Raw genomic sequence first — 11,551 nt, 5'->3', positions numbered from 1 at the left:
GCTTTACTTTTCAAAGTGCTATGACGTGAATTATTTCACTTTATAGATTTTACAAAAAAATCACTGTTTTACGCAGTGATTTTTTCTTGTCTATTTTTATTTTTCTTTAGCCATTTTTCAACGATTTTATAATAATCTCTAGCATATTCATATTGTTTTGTAGAATATTCTCCAAAATGAATACCGAAGTCTAATTTGTATTCGCACCAGTTGCTCCAAAGTAGTCCACAACAAGCAATATAGGCATAAATTTTTATTTTTGTAATCTCATCTACTTCGCCGTTGAAATAAATGTCTATCAAATTGTCAACTTGATTTTTGTCATATAGAGAATATATACAGAACATTGCAATATCAATATCTGGATCTTGCATGGCAGCATATTCCCAGTCGATTAAACGGAGAGTTCCATCAGTTGCAAATAAAAAATTATCACAATTTGCATCTATATGAGTTAAACATTTTGGCTTTCTATTTTTTTCTATAAAATCTTGTAGCGAAAAAATCTTTTTCTTCACTTCTTCATAATCTTCATAAATAGAATTTTTATTTTCCCACAAAGATTCGTAGAAATTAATTTTTTCAAAAACATCAAACTCATGACCTACTTCTAAACCTAAAGAATGTAATTCTTTTATTTTATCCATACATTTTCTTAAGTCATCATGATTTTTATCATCACAATTTCTTGAATTTTCAATAAATTTTGTAATCTTATATCCATTGTCTGCATTAATATAAATTAATTCATCACAAATATTTTTATCTTTAATTAAAGAATAAACTTCCGCTTCTTGAACTCTATCTATAAGTTCAGAAGTTCCCTCTCCAGGTATTCTCATAATATATTTTTCGTTATTTACTGTAAATATAAAGGAATTATTTGTCATTCCCTTTTTTAAAACTTCAATCTCTTGAATATCATCAATATCAACATTTAAAGCCTCACAAATAATTGAAATTGCTTTTATATGTGTGTTATTAATGGCTTTTCTAATCTCTTCTAATTCTTCTTTAGAATATTCATTTATCTTGGATAAATCAATTTGGTTACTATATTTATTTATATAAAGACTCTTTAGTATATCTAAATCAATTTTGTTCATAATTCCTCCTTTTTTATCCCTGCCTGAACATTATATATTAATATCAGTAAAAAAGCAACTTTTTAAGCAAAATTATTTTATAAAGTTGAAAAAAATACACAGATAATGTATAATATTTATAGTTTTATGCCCTATGATAAAACTATTAATATTTCATCATAATTACAAAAAAATTATCATTAAATAATTATGGTTAATATATTTAACTACTTATAATATAATTTATCAATATAATTATAAGTAATGGTTTGATTTTCAAGAATAATTGTGATAGAATGGTTATTCAATTTTAGATTTGGAGATTTTTATGAAAATTGAAAATACAATTTTACTGGTATTAGATTTTCAAGAAAAATTAATGCCAGTTATACAAAACAATGAAAACATTGTAAAATACACGAATATTCTAATTAAGTCCTGTAGAGAACTTAATATTCCTATAATTTATACTGAACAATATCCTAAAGGACTTGGCGAAACTGTTTTAGAAATTAAAGAGTCTTTAAAAGACTCAAAAGCAAAACATTTTACAAAGAACAGCTTTTCAGCCTATCCACTTATTAAGGAAGAGGTTTTAAATCTTAAGGGGAAAGGAAAAACTTCTATTATTGTTGCAGGTGTAGAAACACATATTTGTGTATATCAAACGATAAAGGACTTAAAGAGTGACTTTGAAATTTATGTTCCTTTTGAAACTGTAGGTTCAAGAAATTCTGATAATTATAAGAATGGATTGGACTTAATTAGAGAAATGGGAGCAAGTGTTACCAATGTTGAAACTATACTTTTTGATTTAATAAAAAGTTCAGAGCACAGTAGTTTCAAAGTAATCAGTAAGTTGATAAAGTAAGGAGTTTTATATGAAAAAGAAATTTATAATAACTTTTATTCTATCTTTGGCTCTATTTGGTGGAATCTTTTGGGTTGCAAATAGAATTTTAGATATTATGGAAGTTACTTCAAAAGTAGAATTTGTAGGTAGCGATTTAGGCGAAGGAAATAATATTGAACAACGTGTTGAAAATGAACTTTTATTCTTAGTTTTAGGTTTAGATAGTGATGATTTCAGTGGTGCTACAACTGAGCAAAACAGAACTGACACTATGATTTTATGTAAAGTTAATTTTGAAACAGGAAAGATTGATATTCTTTCAATCCCTCGTGATTCAAGAGTTATGGTTAATGGAAAATTAGATAAAATAAACCATGCTCACCACTATGGTGGTCTAAAAATGGCTGTAAAAACTACAAGAGATTTCTTGAATTTAGACATAGACTACTATGTAAGAGTAAATTTCTTCTCTGTTAAAGATATTGTTGATGCCCTTGGTGGTGTTGAAGTCGATGTTCCAGTTCAAGTTGACGTTGCAGAAGATGATGTCCACTTAAAACCAGGTAAACAAGTTCTAAATGGAAAGCAAGCTCTACAATTTGCAAGATTTAGAGCAGGATATATAGAAGGTGATGTTGGTCGTGTTAAAGCTCAACAATTACTTATAAAAGCATTAGTTAAAGAGTTGACTAAAGCTAAAAATATTGCAAAAATCCCTGAAATTTTAGAAGTTGTTAAAAAGACTGTGAATACTAATATTCCTTTCTCTACAATTACAAAATTAGCTTTAAAAGCAAATAATTTAAGTGTAGATAAAATGAATACTCAAATAGTTCCAGGAGAATCTGCTTATATAAACAATATAAGTTATTTCGTTCCTAATCGTTCAAAATTGAATGCTCTTGTTAAAGAGATGTTCAGTGATTATCTATTAAGTCAAAATAACAACACACAAGTAGATACAGACGAAAAAAAGAATAATAACAACAACAATAACAATAACAACAAGAATAATAATACTAACAATAATAAAACTAATACTAACAATAAAACTAATACTAATAAAAACAACAAAAAAAACAATAATAGATAATTAGGGTGAATATGGAAAACGAGAGAAAAAAAGAACATTTGGAAAATTTTTTAAAGAGCAATTTCAAATCCAATACTCTATTTGACAATGTATATATTGAACATTTTGCATTGACTGATTTAAATTTTGACGAAATTGATACATCAGTAAACTTTTTAGGAAAAAAATTGTCTTTCCCACTTCTCATAAATGCAATGACAGGTGGAGCAGAGACTTCCTATGATGTTAATGAAGACTTAGCGAGACTTTGTAAAAATTTTAATATAGCATTTGAAAGTGGCAGCCAAAAGGTTGCCCTACAAGATGATGAACTTGTAGAAACTTTTACAATAGTAAAAGATATTTTAGATGAAAAAAATATAATAATTTCAAATCTTTCTGCATTATCAAGTCTTGAAGATGCAAAAAAAGCTGTTGAAATGTTAAATTCTGACGCTATTTCTCTCCATCTAAATCCCGCTCAAGAGATTGTTCAATTTGAAGGAGATAGGAATTTCAAAGGAATTTTAGAAAACATTGAAAATATTGTGAAAAATTTAGAAGTTCCAGTAATCATAAAGGAAACAGGTTGTGGAATATCTAGAAAAACTTGTGAAAAACTTTTGAATGTTGGTGTAAAATACATTGATATTAGTGGTTATGGTGGAACAAATTTCATTGAAATTGAAAATTTGAGAAGAACAGACTTAGATTTTACAAATATCTACGGTTGGGGAATTCCAACTGCAAAATGTATAATAGACTGTAGAAAAATCTCAAAAGACTTTACTCTAATAGGATCTGGTGGAATTAAAGCCGGAGAAGACATTGCTAAGGCGATTATACTCGGTAGCGATATGACTGCCATTGCAGGTGAAGTTTTAAGATATTTAATTCATGGTGGATATAAATTTGCTGAAGATTATTTAAAATCTCTAATCTATCAAACAAAGATGATTATGTTACTTCTTGGAGTAAAAAACATTGAAGAACTTAAACAAGTTGAATACAAAATATTTGGAAAATTAAAAGAAATATGTGAATATTAAAAAATGAGAGTTTTGATAACTCTCATTTTTTTATAAATTATTTTAAGGGGGATTTCTTAAAATTCTTTTGTCTTTAAATCTACTTTTAAAATATATGGTAAAACTACAAGAACCATTAATGCTATTCCTGAAATAATAAATATATTTGCACTTTTAAAATTATCAAATAAAATAGAATAAAATAGTATTCCAAGAGGCATTAGTAGTTGACATCCTGTCTCTATGATACTAAAAACTCTACCTTGATATTCATGTGGAACAGCCTTAGTAAGCCAAACAAATACAGGTGTATTTACAAAATTTCCAACAAAATTAACTCCAAAAGCAAATATCATAAATATTATAGAATATGAAAAAATACTAAGCTTAAATAATAATGCAATTCCTAAAAATAATAAAACTCCAACTGTTCCTCTAAGCCATTTAAAAGAAAACTCTAAAGGAAATTCAATATCATCCATCATTGATAAGATTATTGATGAAACTATTATTGCTACAGGAAAAGTTGCATTTATAATACCATAGAGATAATCTGAAATCTTAATTTCATTAATCAAAACATAGGGAAGTCCAACCGAAACTGAAGCAAAAAGGAAATTTATGAACATTGCAAAGAAAATAATAAAAACTAAAACTCTTTTATCTCTTATATATCTGATTCCTTCAACGAACATCTTTAAAACTTTCTTATCTTCATTATTATCTGATTCTTCAGTTTTAATAAGATTGAAATTTATAAAAAGTACAATTAAAATTGTTATAAACTCGATAACAGCTTCCAAAAGTACAAAATGGATTAATTTTAATTTTGTAAGTAGAAAAACAGCTAAAATTGGAGAAATTATATAAACTCCTGAAGATGCAATCTGTTGAAAAGATTTTACCTTTTGAATATATTCTTCACATACAACCCTCTTAACTGAAGATGAAAAAGCATTATTTAAAAATTGATCCGCAACCTTTAAACAAATTAACAACATATATGTATTAATTAAATTAGTCTCAGCATTAGAATTTAAACTTAAAGCATATAAAATCAAACTTACAATGCTAAAAAGCTGAGCAATTACAATTACAATCTTCTTATTGTATTTATCTATAACAGATCCCACAAAAGGAAGCAAAACAAGCGCAACCAAAGGTCCTATAACTTGAGAAATACCAAAATTTAAAGCAGATTCAGTCTTTTTCAAAATTAAAAGTCCAATAATGAATGACAAAATAGAACTACCAAAATTTCCAGTTATAGTTGTCATTATTAATTTTATCATCTGTTTTCTTGATTCTTTTAAAATATCCATGACTTTTACCTCTTAATACTTTATTTTGATTATATTATATAATGTATAATATACTATGTCAATAGTTTTTTATGATTTTTTATATAATGGAGGATTTATTGGGGGAATTTCTTTGCAAAGTGCTATTACGTGAATTATTTTGTTTTCTATACTCTTTATAAACAAAGATATGTATATATTCTCTTAATTTCAATTAAGATGATGTGTTTGGGGGGTGTTTCTATTCAAAATACTACTACGTGAAATATTACTATAAAATAATTAGATTAAATTATCTACTAAATAAAGAAATTTTTTAATTATTAAGCAAATTAAAGTTTATTTACTATTAACGTTAAGCTATCAAACGAAGATATTTTCCTTATACGTCATCTCGACTGGAGTGAAACGGAATGGAGAAATCTCATACTTTTGCTTTTGCAAAAGTAATGTATCGTAGATACATCAATTACAGCAAACTAATCCATCCCACAAAAAAAAGACGGATTTTACCGTCTTTATTTTCCAATACAGAAGTTTGAAAAGATATTGTCCAAAATGTTTTCGGAAATATTTTCTCCGATTATTTCTCCAAGCACTTCGTAAGCTCTTCTTAAATCCACTTCGCAACAGTCGATAGGCACCATATTTTTTAAATCTGCATAGAAAGATTTTAAATATTCTAATGAGCTCTTTAGACTATTTTCATGTCTTACATTTGTGATTAAAGCCTTGTCTTTAATCTCTATTTTGCCGTCGAAGAACATATCTATAATTGCCTGTTCAAGTTTTGAAATTCCTTCATTTTTTAGAGCGGATATTTCTATTAACTCAAAATTTACCTTTTCTTTCAATTTTTCTTCATTCAATTTTTTATCCAAATCTACTTTATTTAAAATTCCAATAGATTTAGTTGTATTTGCAAGATTTATTATCTTTTCATCTTCTTCGTCAAGTTCTCTTGAAATGTCGAATAGTACTAAGTTTAAGTCCGAATTTTCACTTGCTTCGATAGATTTTTGTACTCCAATTTTTTCAACGACATCAGCAGTATCTCTGATTCCTGCAGTATCATTTATATTTAACTTAATTCCTGAAAGCTCAATGTCTTCCTTAATCAAATCTCTCGTAGTTCCTGCAATATCCGTTACAATTGCTCGTTCCTGTCTTAAAATTCTATTTAGTAGGGAAGACTTTCCAACATTAGGCTTCCCAATTATTGAAACATTTATTCCGTCTTTTAAAATTTTTCCTTTATTAGACTCTCCAAGTAATTCTTCCATTTCAGCCATCAATTTCTCAGTCTTTAAAATTACATTATCAAAAGGTAATTCCTCCTGCATATCTTCTGTAAAATTGATAGAATACTCAACAAAACTTAAAATATCTAAAAGTTCTTCTCTAAATTCTTTAATCTTTTTACTCAAATGTCCTTCAAGTTGATTAATCGCACTCTTATGAGAAAATTCTGTTTTTGCCTTTATTAAGTCAATAACTCCTTCAGCTTGGGATAAATCAAGTCGTCCATTTAAAAATGCTCTTTTTGTAAATTCTCCCTTTTCTGCAAGATCTGCTCCATTTTCAAGACATAAATTTAAAACCCTTTTAAGACATACAATGCCCCCATGAGTAAAGATTTCAACTACATGCTCTCTCGTATAAGTATGAGGTGCAAACATAAAACAAACCATAACTTCATCAATAAGTTCATCTTTATCGTAAATATGCCCATATTTCATCATTCTATTGGATTTTTCATCTATTTCTTTTTTATCCTGAGGTTTGAAAAAATTTTTTACAATATCTATCGACTTTTCACCACTAAGTCTTACAATTCCAATACCTGATTCGCCTGTAGCAGTAGCAATAGCAACAATAGTATTTTCCATATTTTCTCCTTGTTGTTCCACAATAAAGCAAAAGAACGCCTAAACGTTCTTTTAATTGCATATTAAAATTTAGGTTTGATAACAACCTTTCTATGTGGCTCTTCACCTTCGCTCACAGTAAATACACCTTTCATATTGTGTAAAGTTGAGTGAACAATTCTTCTCTCATAAGCATTCATAGGTCTAAGTCTCATAACTTTTTTATATCTAATAGCCTTTTTAGCAAAAGTCATTGCCATTTCTCTGATTGATTCTTCTTTTCTCTTCTTATATCCATTTATATCTAAGAAAACTCTCTTTTCTAAGGAAGTATTTCTTCTAGCAAAAATACTTACAATATATTGAATACTTTCTAAAGTTTCTCCAGATTTTCCAATCAAAACTTTAAAATCATCAGATTTATTTATATACAAATTGACAGCTTCTTCATCTTCATCAAAAGTTATTTCACCGTCAACTCCCATTTTCAAAATTAAGTCTTTTAAAAATCTTTCAATTTTTTCTATATCTTCGCTTTTAGCGGGAACTTCTTTTTTACAACAAGTTTCTTCAACAACTTCATCAACAACTTCTTCTATAAACTCATTATAATTTTCTTCTTTTTCTTGTTTTAAAGAAACCTCAACCAAAGCATCTCTTGAACCAAAACCCAAAAAACCACTCTTAGGTTTTTCAATTACTTTAACATCAACATCTGAAATATCTGCTGATAATTCTGCTAAAGCAAGTTTAACAGCTTCATCAACAGTTTTTGCTGATTTTACAACAGTCATTCTTTTGCTCCTTTCAACTAATTACTCATCTTTTTATTTTCGTAAGCAGTCAAAGCTAATCTCAATAAAATTTCTACAATATTTGTCATAGCCCAATAAAGTGCAAGACCAGCAGAGAAACTCTTAGCAGAAATAAATATTACTAATGGGAATATATATTTCATAGTTTCCATAGATTTTGCACCAGGATTATCCTGTTGATCTCTATTACTCAAATCAAGGTAAACATATTGAGTAATTGCATTTATCAAAGGAAGACCATATAAAAGTGGGTCTGGTGCTGACAAATCCTTAATCCAAAGGAAATTTTTCATAACATCTGCATTTGCATCCCCAAAAATATATAACAATGGCTCTCTCATTACTGCAAACATCGCTATAACTAAAATAAAGTTAAAAATCAAAGGTAAACAACCACCAAGTTGTTTAATTCCATGTTCTTTATTAAATTCCATAAGTTTAAGATTCATAGCTTGTGGATCATGTTTATATTTTTCTCTTATCTTTTGTTGCTCTTTAGCAAACTTTGCTTGAATCTTTTGATTTTTTATACTACTTAAAAATATTGGGAAAAGTACAATCTTAAAAATTATAGAAATTATAATAATACTAATCGCTAAATATGAAATACTTGAAGGCTCATTAGGTAAAATTGAAGCAACTCCTTCATAAATAAATTTTAATACAGATCCCATTAAATTTCTTAAAAATGCCATTTATTCCTCCTATTTTAGTGGATCATACCCACCTTTTCCAAAAGGATTACATCTTAAAATTCTCCAAATAACTAAAAAACTTGCCTTAAAAAAATTGTATTTCTGATATGCTAAAATCGCATATTCCGAACAAGTCGGTGTAAATTTACATTTTCCATGTCCCCAAAGGCCAGAAATATATTTTCTATAGAATTTAATTAATAAAATCATCAATTTTCTCAATTTAAAACCTTCTTTAAAGCATAATTTATAAGTCTTAACAAAGACCTCTCAAGTTCAATGTAATCAATTTCTAAAGTGTTTTTTTTCGGTAAAATTACCATTTCATAACCTAATCCTAAATCACAAACATTAAGTCTTATTATCTCTTTTATTCTTCTCTTAATCAAATTACGTTTATTTGCTTTTCCAAACTTTTTAGTAACGGAAACACCGAACTTAACTTTTTTTCTATTTGTCGGTCGGATAAAAATGGTAAAATCTTTATTCCAAAAATTTTTTCCACGCTTGTAAACAGTTTGAAACTCTCTATTTTTTCTTAATCTAATTTCCTTATTCATATATCATCTTTCCATGCTTCAAACACAAAGCAAAAAGCTGAATTTTAGAAAAGGCCACACTAATGTTGGCCTATGCTGATAAAACTTTTCTATTTTTAAGTCTTCTTCTCTTTAATACAGCTCTACCTGCTTTTGTACTCATTCTCTTTCTAAAACCATGAATTTTACTTCTTTTTCTTCTATTCGGTTGATAAGTTCTTTTCATAATATAGATGACACCTCCTTATTATAATCACCTTTAGGTTATTTAATAAAACACTACCATAGATTATAAGCTATTTTAAGTATAATTGTCAAGTAAAAATATAAAAATTTTATAAAATTTTTTACAACAAAACTAGCCAAATCAAAATAATTTTGTTTTTATATTTAACTATTTACTTTTAATATAAAAGATGATATCATTAGTTTAAAGTGATATTAGAATTTATTGAAAATAAAAGATTATATTTACGAAGTTTTTAGAGGATAAAAAAATGAAAAATAATTATACATTTAGAAAATTAATAAGAATACTCTTTTTGCTTTTTATATTTTTGACTGTATTTTATAGTTTACATATAATGCAATAATATCAAAAAATTTTTTAAATAGGGAGGATTTTATTTTGAGTTATTTATGTTTTTTAGTTATAATGATAATTTTGTCATTAGTTTCAGTTGTATTTAGTCTGATTGCACCGATTATGGTTCAAATTTGGAGTAAAAGTGTAGAGGGAATTACTATCTATAGAATTTTACTTTTATCAATAATTATGGCTGTTTTTATGCTAATAAATATTTTATTTATTGTAATAAAAGAACATTATTCAAGAAAGTTAAATAGAGAGAATTTTTTCGACTATCTAAAAGATATTTTAACTTTAAAATATGATTACATAATTTCCGAAGGAATAATGAAAATTTTGGATAAGACAATAATGAGTGTTAACAATATTTATCTGTTTATCACAGGGGATAATATCAAATTAATAACAAATTCACTCGTTATGGTAGTTGTTTCTGTTTGGATTTTATATATTAATAAATACATATTTCTCGCTTGTTTAGTAGTCATTCCTATAAATATTTTAGGCTTTGCCAAGATAAACAAAGTACTATTGGGAAAATCTAGAAATATGGAATTACAGGTTACTACAGGCTGGCAAAAAGTTTTATCCGTCATATCAAATACTGAATATATAAAACAACAATCTAATCCAGATATTATTAAAAATTATTTAAGTGATACTGTAGATACTATTTACAATTCAATGTCTGATGTAAATATGTATTCTGTAAGTACTTCTACCTTAATTCACAGTATTAATTCAATTTTTCAAACTGTTATATTAACTTATGGTGTTTATAATTTTGCCTTTGTTGGACATGATTATTTTTCATTGATGATACTTATGATTTTAATTCCAACATTTTTTAATACATTAAGTTCTCTTGTTGGCTCAAAACTAAATAAAAGAAATTTCACAATAGCTAAAGAATTTAAGGACAATTTAGAAAAGATGAGTGAAGTTTATAATGGAAGTAATCTTGAAGAAATAAAAAATATTTCCTTTAATATTTCAGAATTAAAACTTCCTACACATAGTATTGATGTTAATATTGTCGGAGAATTTTCAAAAGGAGATATAATCAGAATAAAGGGAGACTCCGGTAGAGGAAAGAGTACATTCTTAAAATCAATTATTGGCTTTAGAGAAAATGACGGAATTTTTATAAATGGAAATAATATAAATTCATATAATTTATTAGCTTTAAGAAATAGAATTGAATATATGGGTCAAGATGCTTATGTTTTTCAAGGCTCTTTAGAGGACAATTTATTTTTCGGTATAGAAAATTATAAAGATAAAATTGACAGCCTAAAACAAGATCCGCTCTTAAAAACTATCTTCTCGTCTAAAGACTTGGACTCTGATATTTTTAACTTGGGTGCTGATTTATCAGGAGGAGAAAAACAAAAAATTGCTTTAGCAAGAGCAATTAATTCCGATGTGGATATACTTCTATTAGATGAAATCACTTCAAGCATTGATAAAGAAAGTTCTGTTGAAATTTACAACAGAATAAAAGAAATATCAAAAGATAAAATTATTTTTATAATTTCTCACGATGATATTGTGGATGATATTTGTAATAGAGAAATTTTAATATAAAATCAATCCATTTGCTTTTTGCAAGTGGATTTTTTGTGCAATAAATTTTAACGTAATATTTTTGTTTATATATTTACAATAATTTGCATATTAAATGCAATAAATTTGAGTTTTTTTTG

At 26.9% G+C, this 11,551-nt stretch carries 12 protein-coding genes; 4 read left to right on the top strand and 8 right to left on the bottom strand.

Annotated elements, in window-relative coordinates; genetic code table 11:
* Positions 1-68: 68 nt before the first annotated feature.
* Entirely contained in the window at positions 69-1,106 is a 1,038-nt protein-coding gene (locus VJI77_RS06245) for a choline kinase family protein (protein ID WP_323988768.1), read from the bottom strand.
* 307 nt (positions 1,107-1,413) lie between these two features.
* On the opposite strand from VJI77_RS06245, the gene VJI77_RS06240 reads away from it, so the two are divergent.
* From VJI77_RS06240 to fni, 3 genes are read left to right on the top strand one after another with little or no spacing between them, the layout of a single operon-like run.
* Positions 1,414-1,956, top strand: coding sequence for an isochorismatase family protein (locus tag VJI77_RS06240; RefSeq protein WP_323988767.1), 543 nt, complete (start codon positions 1,414-1,416; stop codon positions 1,954-1,956).
* A 10-nt stretch (positions 1,957-1,966) separates the two neighbouring features.
* Positions 1,967-3,031 (top strand): LCP family protein, encoded by a 1,065-nt coding sequence (locus tag VJI77_RS06235; RefSeq protein ID WP_323988766.1) that lies wholly within the window; start codon positions 1,967-1,969, stop codon positions 3,029-3,031.
* Positions 3,032-3,042: 11 nt separating this feature from the next.
* The gene (fni, locus tag VJI77_RS06230) at positions 3,043-4,059 is read left to right on the top strand and encodes a type 2 isopentenyl-diphosphate Delta-isomerase (protein ID WP_323988765.1); all 1,017 of its coding nucleotides are present in this window, start codon (positions 3,043-3,045) and stop codon (positions 4,057-4,059) included.
* A 56-nt stretch (positions 4,060-4,115) separates the two neighbouring features.
* Here fni and VJI77_RS06225 read toward each other — a convergent pair whose 3' ends face one another.
* The 7 genes from VJI77_RS06225 to rpmH form a co-directional block, all read right to left on the bottom strand.
* Entirely contained in the window at positions 4,116-5,360 is a 1,245-nt protein-coding gene (locus VJI77_RS06225) for an MFS transporter (protein ID WP_323988764.1), read from the bottom strand.
* A 497-nt stretch (positions 5,361-5,857) separates the two neighbouring features.
* Complete coding sequence (mnmE, locus tag VJI77_RS06220) at positions 5,858-7,228, bottom strand: tRNA uridine-5-carboxymethylaminomethyl(34) synthesis GTPase MnmE (RefSeq protein WP_313961373.1); 1,371 nt, start codon at positions 7,226-7,228, stop codon at positions 5,858-5,860.
* A gap of 62 nt (positions 7,229-7,290) precedes the next feature.
* Complete coding sequence (gene jag, locus VJI77_RS06215) at positions 7,291-8,001, bottom strand: RNA-binding cell elongation regulator Jag/EloR (RefSeq protein WP_313961374.1); 711 nt, start codon at positions 7,999-8,001, stop codon at positions 7,291-7,293.
* 17 nt (positions 8,002-8,018) lie between these two features.
* Positions 8,019-8,717 (bottom strand): YidC/Oxa1 family membrane protein insertase, encoded by a 699-nt coding sequence (locus tag VJI77_RS06210; protein ID WP_009354979.1) that lies wholly within the window; start codon positions 8,715-8,717, stop codon positions 8,019-8,021.
* A 9-nt stretch (positions 8,718-8,726) separates the two neighbouring features.
* The gene (yidD, locus tag VJI77_RS06205; RefSeq protein WP_009355122.1) at positions 8,727-8,939 is read right to left on the bottom strand and encodes a membrane protein insertion efficiency factor YidD; all 213 of its coding nucleotides are present in this window, start codon (positions 8,937-8,939) and stop codon (positions 8,727-8,729) included.
* Positions 8,936-9,277, bottom strand: coding sequence for a ribonuclease P protein component (gene rnpA, locus VJI77_RS06200; protein WP_293439786.1), 342 nt, complete (start codon positions 9,275-9,277; stop codon positions 8,936-8,938). The genes yidD and rnpA overlap by 4 nt, the downstream gene beginning before the upstream one ends.
* Positions 9,278-9,347: 70 nt before the next feature.
* Positions 9,348-9,482: a 50S ribosomal protein L34 gene (gene rpmH / locus VJI77_RS06195; RefSeq protein WP_004832453.1), complete on the bottom strand. Its 135-nt coding sequence runs from the start codon at positions 9,480-9,482 to the stop codon at positions 9,348-9,350.
* A 402-nt stretch (positions 9,483-9,884) separates the two neighbouring features.
* Between rpmH and VJI77_RS06190 the strand changes: the two genes are divergently transcribed.
* Positions 9,885-11,432: an ABC transporter ATP-binding protein gene (locus tag VJI77_RS06190; RefSeq protein ID WP_323988763.1), complete on the top strand. Its 1,548-nt coding sequence runs from the start codon at positions 9,885-9,887 to the stop codon at positions 11,430-11,432.
* Positions 11,433-11,551: the final 119 nt, after the last annotated feature.

Source organism: Parvimonas sp. D2, from assembly GCF_035282635.1.
Taxonomy (GTDB): Bacteria; Bacillota; Clostridia; order Tissierellales; family Peptoniphilaceae; genus Parvimonas.
The sequence above is the reverse complement of the archived record's forward strand: the minus strand, read 5'-3'. Positions and strand labels throughout refer to the sequence as shown.

Excerpts from the sequence above, each read along its gene's own strand:
- VJI77_RS06245 (WP_323988768.1), bottom strand. The coding sequence starts at position 1,106 with ATGAACAAAATTGATTTAGATATACTAAAGAGTCTTTATATAAATAAA.
- VJI77_RS06240 (WP_323988767.1), top strand. The coding sequence starts at position 1,414 with ATGAAAATTGAAAATACAATTTTACTGGTATTAGATTTTCAAGAAAAA.
- VJI77_RS06235 (WP_323988766.1), top strand. The coding sequence starts at position 1,967 with ATGAAAAAGAAATTTATAATAACTTTTATTCTATCTTTGGCTCTATTT.
- fni (WP_323988765.1), top strand. The coding sequence starts at position 3,043 with ATGGAAAACGAGAGAAAAAAAGAACATTTGGAAAATTTTTTAAAGAGC.
- VJI77_RS06225 (WP_323988764.1), bottom strand. The coding sequence starts at position 5,360 with ATGGATATTTTAAAAGAATCAAGAAAACAGATGATAAAATTAATAATG.
- mnmE (WP_313961373.1), bottom strand. The coding sequence starts at position 7,228 with ATGGAAAATACTATTGTTGCTATTGCTACTGCTACAGGCGAATCAGGT.
- jag (WP_313961374.1), bottom strand. The coding sequence starts at position 8,001 with ATGACTGTTGTAAAATCAGCAAAAACTGTTGATGAAGCTGTTAAACTT.
- VJI77_RS06210 (WP_009354979.1), bottom strand. The coding sequence starts at position 8,717 with ATGGCATTTTTAAGAAATTTAATGGGATCTGTATTAAAATTTATTTAT.
- rnpA (WP_293439786.1), bottom strand. The coding sequence starts at position 9,277 with ATGAATAAGGAAATTAGATTAAGAAAAAATAGAGAGTTTCAAACTGTT.
- rpmH (WP_004832453.1), bottom strand. The coding sequence starts at position 9,482 with ATGAAAAGAACTTATCAACCGAATAGAAGAAAAAGAAGTAAAATTCAT.